The organism is Ralstonia chuxiongensis (assembly GCF_024158925.1).
GTDB lineage: Bacteria > Pseudomonadota > Gammaproteobacteria > Burkholderiales > Burkholderiaceae > Ralstonia > Ralstonia chuxiongensis.
Map to the genome: position 1 here is coordinate 160,626 of NZ_JAMYWC010000005.1, position 19,187 is coordinate 179,812.

15 protein-coding genes are annotated in these 19,187 nt (G+C 61.7%); 1 reads left to right on the forward strand and 14 read right to left on the reverse strand.

What is annotated here, in order from left to right; translation table 11 throughout:
• Positions 1-74: 74 nt before the first annotated feature.
• The 9 genes from lon to NKG59_RS17895 all read right to left on the reverse strand — a co-directional run bounded on the left by lon (position 75) and on the right by NKG59_RS17895 (position 13,450).
• Positions 75-2,489, reverse strand: a complete 2,415-nt coding sequence (lon, locus tag NKG59_RS17855) for an endopeptidase La (RefSeq protein WP_045206284.1) — start codon at positions 2,487-2,489, stop codon at positions 75-77.
• A 170-nt stretch (positions 2,490-2,659) separates the two neighbouring features.
• Positions 2,660-3,934, reverse strand: coding sequence for an ATP-dependent Clp protease ATP-binding subunit ClpX (gene clpX / locus NKG59_RS17860; RefSeq protein ID WP_009238059.1), 1,275 nt, complete (start codon positions 3,932-3,934; stop codon positions 2,660-2,662).
• Between the two features lie 197 nt (positions 3,935-4,131).
• Positions 4,132-4,779, reverse strand: a complete 648-nt coding sequence (gene clpP / locus NKG59_RS17865) for an ATP-dependent Clp endopeptidase proteolytic subunit ClpP (protein ID WP_024975598.1) — start codon at positions 4,777-4,779, stop codon at positions 4,132-4,134.
• A gap of 41 nt (positions 4,780-4,820) precedes the next feature.
• Positions 4,821-6,164 carry a trigger factor gene (tig, locus tag NKG59_RS17870; protein ID WP_092970246.1) on the reverse strand — a complete coding sequence of 448 codons (1,344 nt, stop codon included), beginning with the start codon at positions 6,162-6,164 and terminating at the stop codon, positions 4,821-4,823.
• A 244-nt stretch (positions 6,165-6,408) separates the two neighbouring features.
• The gene (mnmC, locus tag NKG59_RS17875) at positions 6,409-8,427 is read right to left on the reverse strand and encodes a bifunctional tRNA (5-methylaminomethyl-2-thiouridine)(34)-methyltransferase MnmC2/FAD-dependent 5-carboxymethylaminomethyl-2-thiouridine(34) oxidoreductase MnmC1 (RefSeq protein WP_253540098.1); all 2,019 of its coding nucleotides are present in this window, start codon (positions 8,425-8,427) and stop codon (positions 6,409-6,411) included.
• A 292-nt stretch (positions 8,428-8,719) separates the two neighbouring features.
• A complete protein-coding gene (locus NKG59_RS17880; RefSeq protein ID WP_253539582.1) occupies positions 8,720-8,914 on the reverse strand; it encodes a hypothetical protein in 195 nt (64 codons plus the stop codon).
• A gap of 101 nt (positions 8,915-9,015) precedes the next feature.
• Positions 9,016-10,422, reverse strand: coding sequence for an MFS transporter (locus NKG59_RS17885; protein WP_253539584.1), 1,407 nt, complete (start codon positions 10,420-10,422; stop codon positions 9,016-9,018).
• A gap of 80 nt (positions 10,423-10,502) precedes the next feature.
• Complete coding sequence (locus NKG59_RS17890; protein ID WP_253539586.1) at positions 10,503-11,690, reverse strand: CaiB/BaiF CoA transferase family protein; 1,188 nt, start codon at positions 11,688-11,690, stop codon at positions 10,503-10,505.
• Complete coding sequence (locus tag NKG59_RS17895; protein WP_253539588.1) at positions 11,687-13,450, reverse strand: acyl-CoA dehydrogenase family protein; 1,764 nt, start codon at positions 13,448-13,450, stop codon at positions 11,687-11,689. The genes NKG59_RS17890 and NKG59_RS17895 overlap by 4 nt, the downstream gene beginning before the upstream one ends.
• Positions 13,451-13,567: 117 nt before the next feature.
• Here NKG59_RS17895 and NKG59_RS17900 point away from each other — a divergent pair, with 117 nt between their 5' ends.
• Positions 13,568-14,464, forward strand: a complete 897-nt coding sequence (locus tag NKG59_RS17900; protein ID WP_253539591.1) for a LysR family transcriptional regulator — start codon at positions 13,568-13,570, stop codon at positions 14,462-14,464.
• Between the two features lie 9 nt (positions 14,465-14,473).
• Here the strand turns inward: NKG59_RS17900 and NKG59_RS17905 are convergent, their stop codons facing one another.
• The 5 genes from NKG59_RS17905 to cyoA form a co-directional block, all read right to left on the reverse strand.
• A complete protein-coding gene (locus NKG59_RS17905; protein WP_253539592.1) occupies positions 14,474-14,899 on the reverse strand; it encodes a GNAT family N-acetyltransferase in 426 nt (141 codons plus the stop codon).
• A gap of 7 nt (positions 14,900-14,906) precedes the next feature.
• On the reverse strand, positions 14,907-15,335 hold the full coding sequence (gene cyoD / locus NKG59_RS17910) for a cytochrome o ubiquinol oxidase subunit IV (RefSeq protein WP_253539593.1): 429 nt from the start codon (positions 15,333-15,335) through the stop codon (positions 14,907-14,909).
• On the reverse strand, positions 15,332-15,997 hold the full coding sequence (gene cyoC, locus NKG59_RS17915) for a cytochrome o ubiquinol oxidase subunit III (protein ID WP_253539594.1): 666 nt from the start codon (positions 15,995-15,997) through the stop codon (positions 15,332-15,334). Before cyoC ends, cyoD begins: the two co-directional genes overlap by 4 nt.
• Positions 15,990-17,993, reverse strand: coding sequence for a cytochrome o ubiquinol oxidase subunit I (gene cyoB, locus NKG59_RS17920; protein ID WP_253539595.1), 2,004 nt, complete (start codon positions 17,991-17,993; stop codon positions 15,990-15,992). Before cyoB ends, cyoC begins: the two co-directional genes overlap by 8 nt.
• Before the next feature lie 115 nt (positions 17,994-18,108).
• Complete coding sequence (cyoA, locus tag NKG59_RS17925) at positions 18,109-19,161, reverse strand: ubiquinol oxidase subunit II (RefSeq protein ID WP_253539596.1); 1,053 nt, start codon at positions 19,159-19,161, stop codon at positions 18,109-18,111.
• Positions 19,162-19,187: the final 26 nt, after the last annotated feature.

A 19,187-nucleotide genomic window follows, 5' to 3' on the forward strand; every position in this document is an offset into this window, starting at 1 on the left:
ACACGTCGCAGCCTGCGCAAAGAAAAAGGGCCCGAACATGTCGGGCCCTTCTTCAACCTTGGCAGGCTACGGTGTCAGTGATGCACCATTTCCTGCGACTTGCCGTCGTCGCCCTTGGCGGGTGCCGGCTTGGCTTCTTCTTCCGGCAGCGGCTCCGGCTTGCGCACCAGCGCGAGTTCCAGCACCTTGTCGATCCAGCGCACCGGCTGAATCTCGATGCTGTTCTTCACGTTGTCCGGAATGTCCGCCAAGTCCTTGACATTCTCTTCCGGAATCAGCGCCAGCTTGATGCCGCCGCGGTGTGCTGCCAGCAGCTTTTCCTTCAAGCCGCCAATCGGCAGCACTTCACCGCGCAGGGTAATTTCGCCGGTCATCGCCACGTCAGCGCGCACCGGAATACCGGTCAGCACAGACACTAGCGCCGTCGTCATCGCAATACCCGCAGACGGGCCGTCCTTGGGCGTCGCACCTTCGGGCACGTGGATGTGGATATCGCGCTTCTCGAACATCTCATCCTTGATACCCAGGCGCGCCGAACGCGAACGCACCACCGAGCGCGCAGCCTCGACCGACTCCTTCATCACGTCGCCCAGCGAACCCGTGCGGGTGATGTTGCCCTTGCCCGGCATCAGCGCGGCTTCGATGGTCAGCAGATCGCCGCCCACTTCGGTCCATGCCAAACCGGTCACTTGGCCGACTTGGTCTTCCTTGCCGGCCAGACCAAAGTCGAAACGACGCACGCCAAGGAATTTGTCCAGGTTCTCCGAATCGACCTTCACGGACGTATTGGCTTCCTTCTTCAGCAGCAGTTGCTTGACGACCTTGCGGCAGATCTTCGAGACCTCGCGCTCCAGCGAACGCACGCCAGCTTCCCGCGTGTAGTAGCGGATGATGTCGCGCAGCGCGGCTTCGGTCACCTCGATCTCGCCGTCCTTCAGACCATTGTTCTTGATCTGCTTGGGCAGCAAGTAGCGGCGGGCGATGTTGACCTTTTCGTCTTCCGTGTAGCCCGACAGGCGAATCACTTCCATCCGGTCCAGCAGCGGTGCCGGAATGTTCAGCGAGTTCGACGTCGCTACGAACATCACGTCCGACAGATCGAAGTCCACCTCGATGTAGTGGTCCTGGAACGTGTGGTTCTGTTCCGGGTCCAGCACTTCGAGCAAAGCAGACGACGGGTCGCCGCGGAAATCCGCGCCCATCTTGTCGATTTCGTCGAGCAGGAACAGCGGGTTGCGCACGCCGACCTTCGTCAGGCTCTGCAGGATCTTGCCCGGCATCGACCCGATGTAGGTACGACGGTGACCGCGAATCTCAGCCTCATCACGCACGCCACCCAGCGCCATGCGCACGAACTTGCGGTTCGTTGCACGTGCCACCGACTGCCCGAGCGAGGTCTTACCGACACCCGGCGGCCCCACGAGGCAGAGGATCGGCGCCTTCAGCTTGTCGACGCGCTGCTGCACTGCGAGGTACTCAAGGATGCGTTCCTTGACCTTCTCCAGGCCATAGTGGTCTTGATCCAGCACCTGCTCGGCGTTCGACAGGTCGTTGTTGACCTTGCTCTTCTTGCGCCACGGCAGACCGACCAACGTGTCGATGTAGTTGCGCACCACCGTTGCCTCGGCCGACATCGGCGACATCAGCTTGAGCTTCTTGAACTCGGACTCGGCCTTCTTCTTGGCCTCCTTCGGCATGCGGGCGGCCTTGATCTTCTTGTCCAGCTCTTCGAGATCTGCGCCCTCTTCGCCTTCGCCCAGTTCCTTCTGGATGGCCTTGACCTGCTCGTTCAGGTAGTACTCGCGCTGGCTCTTCTCCATCTGGCGCTTGACGCGGCCGCGGATGCGCTTTTCCACCTGCAGGATGTCGATCTCGCCTTCGAGTTGCGACAGCAGGCTCTCCAGACGTTCGGTCACGTTGAACATCTCGAGAATCTTCTGCTTCTGCTCAAGCTTGATCGGCAGATGCGCGGCGATGGTGTCGGCCAGACGACCCGGCTCATCGATGCCCGACAGCGAGGTCAGGATCTCAGGCGGGATCTTCTTGTTCAGCTTCACGTACTGATCGAACTGCGACACGATGGCGCGACGCAGCGCCTCGGTCTCGGCCGATTCAGTGGGCTCCGGACCGACGGGCACAGCTTCGCAGAAGAAGTGCGATTCGTCGTCGGTAACGGAAAGGATGTTGGCGCGCTGCGTGCCCTCGACCAGCACCTTCACGGTACCGTCCGGCAGCTTCAGCATCTGCAAAATGTTGGCGATACAGCCGACCTCGTAGAGGTCCTTGTCGGTCGGCTCGTCCTTGGCGGCGGTCTTTTGCGCCACGAGCATGATGCTCTTGCCCGCCTCCATCGCAGCTTCCAGCGCCTTGATGGATTTGGGGCGACCCACGAACAGCGGAATCACCATGTGCGGAAACACCACCACGTCACGCAACGGCAACAGCGGCAGGCGAATCTGCTCAGCGGGTAAAAGTTGGGTTCCGGACATTATTTTCCCCAGAAAGTCATGTAAGGGCTAAATTGGGCACAGCGACGGTTTTACAAGACCGCTGCTGCAAGTCGCATGCCGACCCGGTTTCCCGAAGCAAAAAAAGCCGCTCGCGAGCGAACGGCTTCCTGCGTGGGACGCATACGGCGCATCCCGGCCGGGCATTCGCGTCAGTTGGAACCTGCAACCTTGGGTTGCTCTTCGTAAATCAGCAAGGGCTTGCCTTCGTCGGAGATCGTACTTTCATCGATCACCACCTTTTGCACACCCTTGTGGTTGGGGAGGTCATACATCACATCCATCAAGGCGTGCTCGACAATGGAACGCAGACCGCGCGCCCCCGTCTTGCGCTTGATTGCCTTGCGGGCAATTGCCGTAAGCGCGCTCGGACGAATTTCCAGTTCCACCCCTTCCATTGCCAGCAGCTTCTGGTACTGCTTGACGATTGCATTCTTGGGCTCGACCAGGATTTCCATCAAGGCAGCCTCGTCGAGCTTGGCCAGCGTCGCCACCACGGGCAGACGGCCGATCAACTCGGGAATCAGACCGAACTTGATGAGATCTTCCGGCTCGACCTGCGGCAGCACTTCGCTGACGTCGCGCTCTTCCTTGCTCTGCACCTCCGCACCAAAACCGATACCGGTCTTGTCGGAGCGCTGCATGATGATCTTCTCCAGACCATCGAACGCGCCACCGCAGATGAACAGGATGTTGGTCGTATCCACCTGCAGGAAGTCCTGGTTCGGATGCTTGCGACCACCTTGCGGGGGCACCGACGCCATCGTTCCTTCGACGAGCTTGAGCAGCGCTTGCTGCACACCTTCCCCAGAAACGTCCCGGGTGATGGAAGGGTTGTCAGACTTGCGCGAAATCTTGTCGATTTCGTCGATGTAGACGATGCCACGCTGGGCCTTGTCTACCTCGTAATTGCAGTTCTGCAGCAGCTTCTGGATGATGTTTTCGACATCCTCGCCCACATAACCGGCTTCGGTCAGCGTAGTGGCGTCGGCGATGACGAACGGCACGTTCAAGAGACGCGCCAGCGTTTGAGCAAGCAGGGTCTTGCCCGAGCCAGTCGGCCCGATGAGCAGGATGTTGCTCTTGGACAGCTCGACATCGTCCTTTTTGCCGAGGTGCTTCAAACGCTTGTAATGGTTGTAAACCGCCACAGCCAAGATCTTCTTGGCCTGCTCCTGACCGATCACGTATTGGTCCAAGCTTTGGCGAATTTCATGCGGCGTGGGCAGATCGGACTTGACCGCCAAGCCACCTTCCTTTTCGGAGATGGCAGCTTCGTCCCGGATGATCTCGTTGCACAGGTCGATACATTCATCGCAGATGAAGACCGAGGGGCCGGCAATCAGTTTCTTGACCTCATGCTGACTCTTGCCGCAGAACGAGCAATACAGCAGCTTTTCGCCAGTCGAGCCTTTCTTGTCCGCCATAACGATTACCAGTAGTTCTTGGCAGCATCATACGCCAAATTATCTGGCGACGATCCGCAGGTGTTGTTCAAAGCAAAAACGAGGCGCGAGGCCTCGTTTTTGACACCGCTTGACATGTTTGACGCGGTTAACCGGTGTGCCGTGGAACGCACCGGCAATACCGCCTACCGCGCACATCGACGCGTGATTTTGACACTTCAGCGCTTGGCGATGACTTGGTCAATCAGGCCATATTCCTTGGCCTGTTCGCTACTCATGAAGTTGTCGCGATCCGTGTCGCGCGCGATCTTGTCGACTGGTTGACCGGTCGCTTCCGAAAGCACGGTGTTCAGGCGCTCACGCAAGTACAGAATCTCGCGCGCTTGGATCTCGATGTCCGAGGCCTGGCCACGTGCACCGCCCAGAGGCTGGTGAATCATGATGCGCGAGTTCGGCAAGGCTAATCGCTTGCCCTTCGCGCCGGCCGCCAGCAGGAATGCGCCCATGCTAGCCGCCATACCCATGCAAAGCGTGGACACGTCCGGCTTGATGAACTGCATCGTGTCGTACATCGCCAGACCGGACGATACCGAACCGCCAGGCGAATTGATGTACAGCGAGATGTCCTTGTCCGGATTCTCGCTTTCCAGGAACAGCAACTGTGCCACCACGAGGTTGGCAGTCTGGTCGTTGACCTCGCCCACCATGAAGATCACTCGCTCCTTGAGCAGGCGCGAGTAGATGTCGTAGGCGCGCTCGCCGCGGCCAGACTGTTCGACCACCATCGGCACCAGACCAAGCCCCTGCGTTTCGAGCGCGGAAGCCTGAGTGCGGGCAAGTTGGTCGATCAGTTCATTGCGGATCATGCGGTTCTCCGGTGCTTATTTCGGAAACTCTATCGATCGAATCAGCCTTGCGCCGGGGTAGCGGTCAGCTCTTCGAACGACACAGCCTTATCAGTAACCTTGGCCTTGTCGCACACAAAATTTACCACGTTGTTTTCGAGCACGTAGGCTTCCATCTCGGCCAGGCGCTGTTGGTCGCCGTAGTACCAGCGGATGACTTCCTTCGGATCTTCGTAGCTCTTGGCGAACTCTTCGATCTCAGCCTTGATCTGCTCCGGCTTGGCTTCCAGACCGTTGGCCTTCACGACTTCGGCGAGCACCAGGCCCAGCTTCACGCGACGCTCAGCTTGCTGCGTGAACATCTCGGCCGGGATCGGCATGTTCTTGGCGTTCGGCATGCCGCGCGACTCGAGGTCACGACGAGCCATTTCGACCAGACGCTCTTGGTCTTGCTCGACCAGCGACTTCGGCACGTCCAGCTCTGCCACCTTCAGCAGCGCTTCCATGACTTGGTCCTTGAGCAGCGCGTGCGTGCGGCGCTTGACTTCACGCTCGAGGTTTTCGCGGATGTCGGCGCGCATCTTGTCGAGGTTGCCGTCGGCGATGCCCAGCGATTGCGCGAAGGCTTCGTTGACTTCCGGCAGGTGTGCCCACTCGACTTGCTTGAGCGTGACGGTGAACTCAGCCGTCTTACCGGCGACGTCCTTGCCGTGGTAGTCCTCGGGGAATGCCAGCGGGAATTTCTTCGACTCGCCTTGCTTCAGACCCAGCGTGGCTTGTTCGAACTCAGGCAGCATGCGGCCTTCGCCCAGCACAAAGCTGAAACCTTCAGCCTTGCCGCCGGCGAATTCCACGCCATCGATCGTGCCCACGAAATCGACCGTCACGCGGTCGCCATCCTGTGCAACGGCTGCACCGCCGTCGCCGTGCTCGCCGGCTTCGCCGCGCGGGTGGTAGTGCACGCGTTGCTTGCGCAGGATGTCGAGCGTCTTGTCGATCTCGGCATCGGTGATTTCGGTCTTGGTGCGGGTCAGTTCCGCCCCGGCCAGATCGCCGAGCTTAACTTCCGGATACACCTCGAAGGTGGCGTCGAACGCGACTTGATCATCGGCCACGCCTTCGGTCTTCAGCTCGAAGCGCGGTTGGCCGGCAACCTTCACGCCTTGCTCATTCGTGATGTCGAAGAACTGACGGGCAGCCTTGTCGTAGCGAACTTCGAATTCGACTTGCTGGCCGTATTGCTTCTCGACCATCTTCATGGGGACCTTGCCCGGGCGGAAGCCGGACATCTTGACGGTCTTGGACAGACGCGCCAGACGGCTTTGCTTCTCTTGCTCCACTTCGGCCTTCGGGACAGCCAGGGTCACTTTGCGATCAAGCTTGCCGAGGTTTTCGATAGTCGACATGGTCGTAATTCCAGATTCAGAAAATGGTTGCGTCGAACGGCGCAGCGCCAGCAGCAGCCGTGGTTCAAAGTTCTTGGTCTTGCCGGGCTTGCAGGAATGCGGCGCGAGGGCCGCTCGACTGCACAATGCACGGCACAACGGGCGCGTTCAGGCTGGCAAACGCAAAACGCATATTATGGCATGGAACGTTCGGCGGCCCTGCTTTTTTGGGTCAGAACGCTTGGAAAACCCTTCAAACGGCGCGTTAATCCAGCGGCCTCGCGATTTCGGTTTCCGCGGGTGAGGCGCACTGCTCCTGCGCGCGTCGATGCTGCAATGCACGCAGGATAAAGCGGCCGGGATCCAGCGCTGCGGCCAGATCGGATTCCAGCGGCAGCGGACCACCGTCGATCTGGGCCGCCAGCATCTCCGCGCCCAGTACCGACCACGTGAGGCCCCGCGAGCCATACGCAAGTGCGGCATACAGCCCGGCGAGGCGAGGCAATTGCGCATGCGGGCCGCGCAAACGGAAGTCGGGCGCCATGGCCGCCGCCTCATCCACCAGCGGGCCGATCAACGGCAATCGATTGGCGGAGACGCACCGCACACCAACATAACCACGCAGTTCTACAGGATCCAACTGCGCCAGCGCGCCCGATTGCTTTGGCTGCAACCTGGCCAGTCGCCCGAGATTGGCTGCGTGATCGGCGACGCGCTCAGCCAGATCGGATTCGCCCGGCTGGAACGACGAGCCTGTACGCACCGTCTCCGCACCCGATTCGGCGGGCAGCAAGTAGCCATCGCCGCAGACAACCGCTTTCGGCCACGCGGCACCCGGCTCCAAGCTGCTGATGGGCACATCGGTGAGTTGACCGCGCACTGGCTTGAGCGACGCAGATGCGAGCGGAGCCAGGCGTGCGGCACCAAGACTGTTGGCGAGGACGACGACCGGCGCGCTCGCAATCACCTCGCCTTGGGAATCCAGCGCATTCCATTGATCACCGACTTGGCGCAGCGATTCGACGTGCGTATTCCAACGCGCATCAACTGCGGTGCCAGCGGCGGCGAGATTGGCGCGACAAACATCAGGCGGCGCCACCCAGCCGGCTTGCGCAAACCACCAGCCGCCCTGCGGCACGCTGGCGCCGACGCGCCGGGCGGCTTCGTCCACGTCGAGCCAATCGATGTAATCCGTCGGATAGCAGAGCGCTTGCACGATGCGTTGCTGCTCGACGGCGTCGTCGGCATGTTCGGCGAGTTGGAGCACGCCGGTGGGTTGGAAACCTGTGGCGAAGCCGGCGCGATCGAGTGCGTCCCAATGGCGGCGTGCGAGCAAGTTGCCGGTGCGCGAAAGGCGCGAAAGCACGCTGTCGTCGATGGACACATGCGGATGCATGGCCGCTGCGCGATGCGCCGACGTGCCGAGCGCGGGGCCGTCGTTTGCGTCGATGAGCGTGATGCGCCAGCCGCGCGATGCGAGCCGCTCCGCAACGGAGCAGCCCGCGAGCCCGGCGCCAAGCACGATGGCGTGATGTTGGCTCCAGCCGGGCGCTTCAGTTGGTCCGCGCCTGGTGCGCCAATGGGTTGGGAACTGCGCGACCGTCATGTCGCGCTTGGAGCCGAAACCGGGTGCCTTGCGCGCCTCGAAACCAGCCTCCTGCAAGCCGCGTCGCACAAATCCTGCAGCGGTGTACGTGGCCAATGTCGCACCGGCGCGAGCGACCCGCGCGAGCTGCTTGAACACGCGCGGCTGCCACAAATCAGGGTTCTTTGCAGGAGAAAACCCGTCGAGATAAAACGCGTCGGCGGCGCACGACAGTTGGGGCAGCGTCTCCATCGCATCCCCAAACAGCAGCGTGAGCGTCACGCGGCCGCCATCGAACTCCAGGCGATGCACTCCGGGTACTGGCACGGGCCATGATTGACGGAGCGTCTCGGCCAGCGGGGCCAGCGCGCCGCTTTTCGGATGCACAGTCGACAAGCCAGCGCGATCGAACGGATGCTTCTCGATCGAGACGAAATCGAGCCGCGCACAACGCTGCGGATCGTCGCGCCATGCAGCCCACGTGACCAGAAAATTCAGGCCCTGACCGAAGCCGGTTTCGACGATGGTGAAGGAGGTCTTGCCCTGCCATGCAGCCGGCAAGCGGTTGCCGCCCAGAAAAACGTGATGCGCCTGCGCCAGACCGCCTTCGGAACTGTGATAGACGTCGTCGTATTGCGCGGAGAACGGCGTGCCGTCCGACGTGAGCTGAGGCGTGGCGAGAACGAGGCCGCGTGGCATGAAACACCCTGGGAGGAAGCGGCGAATTGTAACGCCGCCCTTCCCTTGCGCCTTGATCTGAAGCAGTCCGCCTGCCGTCTTCAGGCCGGCGGCCGGGTCGTCCAGACTCACCACCTGCACGATCATCGGATGCTTGGTTATCGCGGCCGGATAAGCGTGCGGTTCGGCCCCTCAGCCGGTCTCTACGGCGCTGCCCGCCCATGCATGAGGGTGTCGGACAGCACCTCTGCCGGGGCCGATAAATGCCAACCCAGAAGGGCGCTAAGAATTGGCGTGGAGCAGCACGATGGCGCTAGGCCGGATCGTCCGGGGATCGGCGCTGCCATGCCATAAACGCAACCGCCAGCGCGGCCACAGACAGACCGATTGCCAGTCCAGTCAACCTCCCCGCGCGACGGGCCTCATCGGCTTGGTGGCGCGCCTCAATGGCCTGGCGCACGGTTTCCCAGAAGGCCTCGCGATGTTCGTTCTCGTCAAAAATGGACATGACACGCATCCCCGTTTCGTATGACTTGCCTTGCCATCGTAGGGAACGCGCGGCAGGTGCGCCACCGCACATTTCGTGTAGGACACGGTGCCCACAGCAACTCAGACAGCGGGCACCGGCTTGCGCACGGGGCCGTTGAGCGGCCGGGAGACATCGGCGTCACCCTGCCCCAGATCCATTGCATCTGCACGTTCGGCGGTGGACAACTCGTCTGCGCGATAGCCCGTGCGGTTTAGCAGCACCAGCGTGCACGCCAGCGACACCAGCGCATACAGCGCCGACGACACCGCCACGCCCACGATATTGCCGCTGCTGTTGAGCATCCACTGCGCAAATACGGGCGTGCCGCCACCCACCACGAGCGAACACAGTTGATACGCCAGAGACAAGCCCGTATAGCGAATCCGCGTCGGGAACACGCGCGCCAGAATGCCGCCGATGGCACCGTAGAACATCGAATGTGGAATTGTTGCCAGGCACATGCCGAGCAGCGCAATCCAGACCACCTTGGTCTCGATGGCAAAGAACATCACCGGCATGAGCAGGAATTCGGGTAGCACCATCAGGCAGATGGCTCGACGCATGTCCATTCGCGAGACCAGCCATGCACCGATTGGCTGGGTGATGAACTGCACCACCAACGCAATCGCGATGATGCCGAGGAAGGTCTCCTGCGCGTAGCCGAGCTCCTTCGTCGCCCATGCGAGGGCGAAATTGCTCTTCAGGTACGTCACGTGAATGAGCGGCAGCGTGCCCGCACCCAGCAGCACCAGGCCCCAGTGGTCACGCACCACGTCTTTGAGCGGTAGTTTGACGGTCTTCTTCTGCGCCAGCACGCGTTTCATGTCATCCGACTCTTCCAGCTTCAGGCGGATGACCATGCCAACGATCACCAGCAGCGCGGACAGCAGGAACGGGACGCGCCAGCCCCACAGCAAGAACTGCGGTGTCGGCAATGCGCTGAGTGCAAAGAACACCAGCGTCGCCAGCAGGTTGCCCGTTGGGGAACCCTGCTGTGCAAACGCCGAGTACAGAATGCTCTTGCGCTTGGGCGCGCTCTCGCTGGCGATCAGCACCGCACCGCCCCACTCGCCGCCCACGGCCACGCCCTGGATTACGCGCAGCACCACCAAGCCCACTGGCGCCCACATGCCGATCTGCGCATAGCCCGGAAGCAGGCCGATTCCCATCGTCGCCACGCCCATCAGGATGAGCGTGATGATGAGTGTGGTCTTGCGGCCGATCTTGTCGCCAAGGTGGCCGAAGATGATCCCGCCGATGGGCCGCGCCGCAAAGCCTGCCCACAGCGTGACGAACGACAGTAACGTGGCGATGCCCGGGTCCAGCGTCTTGGAGAAGAACACCTTGCCGAAGACAAGCGCGGCAGCAAGGCCGTAGATGTAGAAGTCGTACCACTCGATGGTGGTGCCGATAAACGCAGCTACCGCAGCGCGGCGCGGTTGCAGGTTTGTGGCCGCGTCGGTCTGGGGCGCAGGCTGGTGAGGCATGTTTGTCTCCTTGGTGGTACTGCCGGTTTGGCGCAGCCTCTGCTGGGCTGTCTGCCTTGTTGTGGTGAACCTGCTTTATTTCATTTCAGTACGCCGGCCTGGAACAAGCGCTGCCGGGTGTCTGCGTCAATGCCAAGCGACGCGAGCACGGCATCCGTATCGGCACCGAGCGCAGGTGGTGGGTTGCGATACGTCGCCGGCGTGCGCGACAGCTTGATTGGCGAGCCGGTCCCACGGTACTCACCCAGCTCGACCACCATCTGCCGGTGCAGCGTATGCGGATGGCGCGCCACCACATCGACACTCAACACGGGCCCGCACGGCACGCCGCCATGGATCAGATCTTGCGCAAGCGTCTCGCAGTCGAAGCGCGCCAGTTGTGCTTCCAGCGCGTGCTTCAGCTCCGCGCGATGCGCGCAGCGGCTGCGGTTGTCGGCAAAGCGCGCGTCTTGCGCCAATTCCGTTGCACCGATATGCGCGCACAGCTTGGCGAACTGGCGATCGTTGCCCACCGCCAGAAAAATCGGCGCGGTGCCGGTCTGGTAGCTGTCGTACGGCGCGATGTTCGGGTGCGCATTTCCGCTGCGCTGCGGCACCTCGCCCGAGCCAAAGTAGTTAGGCAGATGCGGATGCAGCAGCGACACGCCGCAGTCATACAGCGCAATATCGATCGATTGCCCGCGCCCGCTCTTCTGGCGCTCGGCCAGCGCGAGCAAGATGCCGGCGAGCGCGTTAAGCCCCGTCACCATGTCGACGATCGGCAGACCGACGCGCATCGGGCCGCCATCGCGCTCGCCATTGACGCTCATCAGGCCGGCCATCGCCTGGATGGCGGCGTCGTAGCCGGGTAGGCCACCGAGCGGGCCGTCAGGGCCAAAGCCGGAAACGGCGCAGTGGATCAAACGCGGAAAGCGCGGTTGCAGGTCGCGCTCGAAATCCATGCCCCAGCGGGCGAGCGTGCCAGGCTTGAAGTTTTCGACCAGCACATCGGCGTCTTCCAGCAATTGCCAGAGCACGGCGCGGCCCTCTTCGTTCGACAAGTCGACCGAGATACCGAGCTTGTTGCGGTTGACCCCGTTGAAGTACCAGGCGGTATCGCTCTCGTCGAACGGCGGGCCCCAGGTGCGGGTCTCGTCGCCAACGGGCGGCTCCAGCTTGATGACCTGCGCGCCGTGATCGGCAAGTGCCTGCGTGCAATACGGGCCGCCGAGCACCCGGCTCAGGTCGATGACCTTCAGGCCGTGCAATGCGCCGTGGATTGCGCTCATTGAGCGTCTCCAGTCGGCAAGGCCTGCATGGCCAGCGCAAATGAGACCTCGCGTTGCTTGACGAGTGCATCGAACAGCAATGCGTCGTCGTTCTCTGGCAAGGCCAGCGGATCGACCGGCAGCAGCTTGTGACGCAGCACCAGATGCGCAAGCGCCAGCCGGCGATGTTCCGGCGCCAGACGCACGCCTTCCACCGCCATGAAGATAGCCGTGGTGATGTGATACAGCGCAGAGCCGGCCTGACGCACCAGTTCGTCGCTGCCGTCTTCAGCCACCTTGGCGATTGCGCGGCATACGCGGTCGAGCGTGGTGCGCAGCAACGCATCGCTCTGCGGCGGCAGCGTGACGCCATCGAGCATGCCGACGAGATAGGCGCGCAGCGGCTCCAACGCGCCTTCGCGCTTCACAGCGCGTGCAATGTCAAGCGCGACGATGTTGCTCGTACCTTCCCAGATGGAGCCCAGATGGGCGTCACGCACGAGGCGCGCATCGCTCCACTCTTCGATGTAGCCAGTGCCGCCGCGCACTTCCATCGCATCTCCGGTCACGCGGCGCGCATCGCGGCAAGCGCGGAACTTGATGAGCGGCGTCAGGATGCGCACGCATTTGGCGGCTTGCGCGTCGCCCGCATCGGCCAGCGGCAGCAGTTGCGCGATCTGCATGAACATCGACCGCGCCTGCTCCGTCGGCAGCAGCATCTTCAAAAGCTGGCGCTGCATCAATGGCATGTCGATCAGCTTGCGGCCAAAGGCTTGGCGGTTGCGCGCAATGTGCAACGCTTCGGTAGTGGCGCGACGCATCAGGCCGGCAGCGCGCACGCCGTTCGAGAGGCGCGACATATTGATCATGTCGGCCATCTGGTGGAAGCCTCGGCCGATCTCGCCGATCAGGTGTGCGGCGGCGCCCTCAAGCACGATCTCGCCGCTGGCCATCGAACGCGTGCCCAGCTTGTCTTTCAGGCGGACGATGCGGTAGTGGTTGCGCGAGCCGTCGGGCAGCGTCTTGGGCAACAGGAACAGCGCTAGACCGTTGATGCCGGATGGCGCACCGTCCGGCCGGGCGAGCACCATGGCGAGATCGGCATCGGCGTTCGAGCAGAACCATTTGTCGCCGTACAAGCGCCACGTTTGTGTACCGTCGGGCGCGGTTTCCACGGCGGCACGCGTGGCGATGCGGGCGACGTCCGACCCGGCCGCCTGTTCGGTCATGAACATCGCGCCCTGGTACAGCACATCAAAGTCGCGCGAAGCGAGCATCGGCAGATAACGCCCCACCAACGCCGTATCACCGAACTTGCGCAGCGTGCGCGTGAGTGAATCCGTCATGCTGACCGGGCAGCACAGCCCGAACTCCGCCTGCACGAAAAGATAGGTGAGCGCGTATTTGACCAGCGGAGGCGGTGCGTCGCCGACATGGCTCATCGATGCGAGACCAAGCTCGGCATAGGCGACGCGTTCCAGCGCAATGTAATCGGGGTGCTTGTCGATGCTCTGTAAAGGCTCGCCGCGGCGGGTGCGGTGGCGAAGCTGCGGAGGATTGTGATCCGCGCTGATGGCCCAGGCGTCAAGTTCATCCGAGGCGCGCTGGCCGAGCGACTTGAGCTGGGGCTCCAGCTCGCGGTATCGGGCGTCGCCTAGGTACAGCCGCAAGAGGCGTCCGAGATCCGGGTCGACGTGAAAGAAATTGATGCCCCGGCTGTCGGGGATATTTTGATGGCCGCCGGGATGGGTCGTAAGCGGCTCGCGGGCGATATCGTTCATGCGGGTGGCCTCGCTGTCTCCTGTTTTGTCCGGCCAGCATAGGAACGCCATCGATAATCGTCCAATACAGGTTTTGTCCTGTACGATAAGTATCCTTTATTGATAAACAAGCCAGCCATGGACCTGAAACAGCTGCGCTACTTCGTAGCCGTGGCGGAAGAACTGCACTTCGGGCGTGCGGCGCAACGGCTGTTCATCTCGCAGCCCGCGCTGAGTTTCGACATCCGCAAGTTCGAGGATCAACTTGGCGTGCAATTGCTTGCGCGCACCAACAAGAGCGTGGCGCTCACCAACGCCGGCCAAGTGCTATTGGACGAGGCCCGCAAGCTGCTGCAGCAAGCGGCGGAAGTCGAGCGCATCACGCAGCGCTCCGCGCACGGTCTGGCGGGCCGGCTTCGCGTGGGCTTTGTCAATTCGATGCTGTATCGCGGCCTGCCCCGCGCGGTGGAGCGCTTCGAGGCCGATCACCCCGCCGTGGAAATCATCCTGCGCGAGATGAACACTGGCGAGCAGGTGCAGGCGATCCAGCGCCAGCAGATCGACCTGGGCTGCGCCTACTGGGGCACGTTTCCCGCCGAGGTCGTTTCCACGCCGATTTTCTCGGAACCCTTCGTCGCCTGCTTGCCCGCTGGTCACGCGCTGGCGCGTCGCAAGAGCCTGGGGCTGGACGCGCTCGCGCAAGAGCCGTTCATCCTCTTTCCGCGCACGGTGTCGCCGCACTATCACGACCTGATCATCGCGCTGTGCGTGGATGCGGGCTTCAGCCCCGTGATTCGTCACGAGGCACGGCTGTGGCAAACGGTGGTGACGATGGTGGGGTTCGGCATGGGCGTGGCGCTGGCGCCCAAGACACTGCAACACGCCGGCGACGCGCGTGTCAGTTTTGTGCCGCTGGCTGGCGGCAAAAAAGAATCGCCCGTGCTGTCATTGCGACGCATGGGCGATGCAGAGCCGGTAGCAAGCCGCTTTCTCGAGTACCTCGAAGCCGCTGCGCAAGAGAACGTGAAGCCCTGAGGGCTTAACTCACAGCGTCTTGCTAAGGAAGATCCGGCTCGTACCGGGCGGGTCGCAAGGGACCTCTCCAAACCGTACCCAGCCGTTGCGTTCGTAAAACTGTGGTGCCTGAAAGCTGATCGTATAGACCACCGCTGAGCGGCAACCGCGGCGGCGCCCCTCTTCTTCAAACCTGCGCAACACCTCGGTGCCGAGGCCCATGCCGCGCAACGTCTCGGGCAGATGAAACAGATCGAGAAACAGCAACCCCAGCGATGTCCGGCCGCTCGCGCCGCCCACCACGTCGCCGCTCTGCGGATCGCGCACCAGCACCGCAAGCGGTTGCCGGTCGCCATAGCCGACGTGTTGATCGTTGAAGTGGTTCAGCCCTTTGCCGATGACCTGGATCGATTCGTCATCCGCCGCGTTGGTGACGATGATTTCTGGAACGTGCATGCCAGCCCTACTGTGTTCGGGCCGGCAGGCTGACGGGGCTCGACTGCGTTGGCGGACGCATATGCGGCATCATGTTGGCGTTCAGGTGGTACATCACCCAGAGCGAACCGCTGAGCGTAATGACCACCAGCACCAGCGTGAACATCAGCGACAGCATGTTCCAGCCGCCCTCTGATTTGGCGTTCATGTGCAGGAAGTAAATCATGTGCACCACAATCTGCACCGCGCCGATGAGCAGAATCGCCACCGCCGTGGTCGATGATCTGTCGAAGACGTTCCCCATCACCAGCCAGAACGGAATTGCCGTCAGGAAGACGGACAACACGAAACCCGTCAGGTAGCCGCCCAACGTGGCGTGCGGTCCGATCTCTTCTTCGTGGTGATGACCATCGTGGGTATCACCGTGGCCGTTCATCGTTTGATCTTGCGCGCTCATGGCAGCGTTCCCATCAGGTAGACGAAGGTAAAGACGCCGATCCAGACAACGTCCAGAAAGTGCCAGAACATCGACAGGCACATCAGCCGGCGCTTGTTGGCTGTGATCAGCCCGTGCTTTGACACTTGAAGCATCAGCACGATCAACCAGATGAGGCCAAACGTGACGTGTAGCCCGTGCGTGCCAACCAGCGAGAAGAACGAGGTCAGGAACGCGCTACGCGTGGGCCCCGCGCCCTCGTGTATCAGGTGCGCGAATTCGTAAAGCTCCACCGCAAGAAACGCAGCGCCGAAGACCCACGTGATGGCCAGCCAGACCTGCATGGCCGAGGCTTTGTTCTGTTGCATCTGCAGCATCGCAAAGCCGTAGGTTATGGATGACAGCAGCAGGAAGGACGTATTCAACGCGACCAGCGGCAGCTCGAACAACTCCGCCCCGGTGGGCCCGCCTGCATACTCGCGGCCGAGCACGCCATACGCGGCGAACAGGCACGCAAATATCAAGCAGTCGCTCATCAGGTACAGCCAGAACCCGAGCAGCGTGCCATTTGGCACATGCGGTTCTTCGGTGACGTGGAACTGGTAGCCGCCTGGCGGTACGTCATCCACGGTGGTGGTACCCGTGGGGCCGCTCACATGCAGAGGTGCGGTCGTGTCAGCCATGGCCTGCCATCAGTTGGGTGCGCGATGCTTCGGTCCGGACCACATCTTCGGCCGGAATGTAGTAATCGCGCTTGTAGTTGAAGGTGTGAATGATTGCCGAGACGATCGTGGCCCCGAATGACAGGATGGCCAGCCACCAGATATGCCAGATCAGCGCAAAGCCACACACCGTTGAGAGCCCCGCGAGCACGATCCCTGCGGCGGTGCCCTTGGGCATGTGAATCGGCTTGAAGCCCTCCTGCGGACGCCGGTAGCCGTACTGCTTCATCTGCCACCAGGCATCGGCGTCATGTACGAGCGGCGTGAATGCGAAGTTGTACTGCGGCGGCGGCGACGACGTTGACCATTCCAGCGTGCGGCCATTCCATGGGTCGCCTGTCGTATCGCGCAGTTCCTCGCGGCGCCGGAAGCTGACCACGAGCTGGATCAGGAAGCAGGCGATCCCGATAGCGATCAGCAACGCGCCAAACGCGGCGATCTGGAACCAGATTTGCAAGGAGGGATCGTCGAAATGGTTCATGCGGCGCGTTACGCCAAGCATGCCCAGCCAGTACAGCGGCATGAAGGCGAAGTAGAAGCCGACAAACCAGAACCAGAACGAAGCCTTGCCCCACGACGATACAAGGCGGTACCCAAACGCTTTGGGGAACCAATAGGTGATGCCCGCCATGAGGCCGAACAGCACACCGCCAATGATGACGTTATGAAAATGCGCAATAAGGAACAGGCTGTTGTGCAGCGAAAAGTCTGCCGGCGGCACCGCCAGCAACACGCCCGTCATGCCGCCCACCACGAACGTGACCATGAACCCGATAGTCCACAGCATCGGCGGCTCGAAGCGGATCTTGCCGTGATACATCGTGAACAGCCAGTTGAAGATTTTGGCCCCGGTCGGGATCGAGATGATCATCGTCGTGATCCCGAAGAACGAGTTGACGCTGGCGCCGGAGCCCATGGTGAAGAAGTGATGGAGCCAGACCAGGTAAGACAGCACGGTGATCACGACCGTCGCGTACACCATCGACGCGTAGCCGAACAGGCGCTTGCGGCAGAACGTGGCGACCACTTCCGAGAAGATGCCGAACGCGGGCAGCACCAAGATGTAGACCTCGGGGTGGCCCCAGATCCAGATCAGGTTCACATACATCATCGCGCTGCCGCCCTGCTCAACCGTAAAGAAATGGGTGCCTACGTAGCGGTCCAAGGCGAGCAGCGTCACGGCGGCCGTCAGCACCGGAAACGCTGCAACGATCAGTGCGTTGGTGCACAGCGCCGTCCACGTGAAGATCGGCATGCGCATCAGCGTCATGCCGGGCGCGCGCATCTTCACGATGGTGACCAGCAAGTTGATGCCCGATAGTACGGTCCCGACGCCCGCTATCTGCAACGCCCATATGTAGTAATCGACCCCCACATCGGGGCTTGCAAGGATGCCCGATAGCGGCGGATAGGCCAGCCAGCCGGTGCGTGCGAATTCGCCCACGAACAACGACATCATCACCAGGATGGCGCCGCCCGTGGTCATCCAGAAACTGAAGTTGTTGAGGAACGGAAACGCCACGTCGCGCGCTCCAATCTGCAGCGGCATGACGAAATTCATCAGCCCCGTCACCAGCGGCATGGCGACGAAGAAGATCATGATCACGCCGTGCGCGGTGAAGATCTGGTCGTAGTGATGCGGCGGCAAGTAGCCAAGATTGTCGCCAAAGGCCACAGCCTGCTGGATCCGCATCATGACGGCATCGGCAAAGCCGCGCAGCAGCATCACGATGCCCAGCACGACGTACATGATGCCGATCTTCTTGTGGTCGATGCTCGTGAACCACTCACGCCAGAGGTAGCCCCAGAGCCGGAAATACGTCAGCGCCCCGACCACCACAAGGCCGCCGAGCGCGACGACCGCGAAGGTAGCGAGCAGGATGGGTTCGTGATACGGAATGGCCTCCCACGTCAGGCGGCCAAAGATCATGTTGGCGAGTTCGGAACGCTCGGGCATGGATGTCACCTGTGCCTGTATTGACCAATTCTGGCCGATCAATGTTGGCGAAAAACGTCAAAGGGACTGAAAGAGCTGAAAAGCGCAAAGGGCCGAAACGACTCGGGGCCCTCGGCTACCGCAACAGCCTTCGACCATCGTTGATGGCCGCATCCGGCGCAAACATCGGCATGGCATCGGCCGTGTTGCTGGCGGTACAGATTTCCGCCGACGGGTCGAAACGCCTTACGTTGCGGTTGCTCGCCATGGTGTCTGCCAGGCATGCCTGGCCATCCACACAGCGATTCAGGATGCGGTCATACAGGTCTGGCGCCACGCTTGCGTAGCGCTGCACGGGCTCGCTCTCGCTGGGCTTGGCCAGCTTCAGATAAGTGTCCTTCGACAACGGCGTGCCCGACGACTTGACCTGCTGGACCCACCGGTCAAACTCTTCGTTCGACAGCCCATGGAACTTGAACCGCATGTGCGAGAAGCCCGCACCGCTGTAGTTGGAAGAGAACCCGTCATAAACGCCGGGCCGGTTGATCACCGCATGAAGCTTTGTTTCCATGCCCGGCATCGCATAGACCATGCCTGCCAGCGACGGCACGAAGAACGCGTTCATGACCGTGGTGGCCGTGATGTGGAACGAAATTGGGCGGTCAACAGGAGCGGCCAACTCGTTGACAGTGGCAATGCCTTGCTCGGGATAGACGAACAGCCACTTCCAGTCCATTGCCACCACTTCCACGGTGAGTGGCTTGGTCTCGGCAGGCACCGGACGATTCTGATCCAGCCGCGTCAGCGGCCGATACGGATCTAGCTGATGGGTGCTGACCCAGGTGATGGCGCCCAGCGTGATGATGATGAGCAGCGGCGCAGCCCAGATGGCCAGCTCCAGCACAGTGGAATGGTCCCAATCCGGGTTGTAGTTCGCGTTTTCGGCGCTCTCCCGATATCGCCACGCAAACAGTAACGTGAGAAAGATCACGGGCACGATGATCAGCAACATCAGGCATGTTGCAATGATGATCAAATCCCGCTGTCGCACCGCCATGTCGCCAGCCGGCGACAACAGCACGGCGTTGCTACAACCAGCAAGGGTCACCAACAAGGCAATTGCTGCACCTCGCCAAAGCGACCTTCCCGTAATTCCAAGGGGTGTCACTACTGCATTGAAGCGTGGCATGGGTCTCGGAAGTGGCGTTTGGTTAA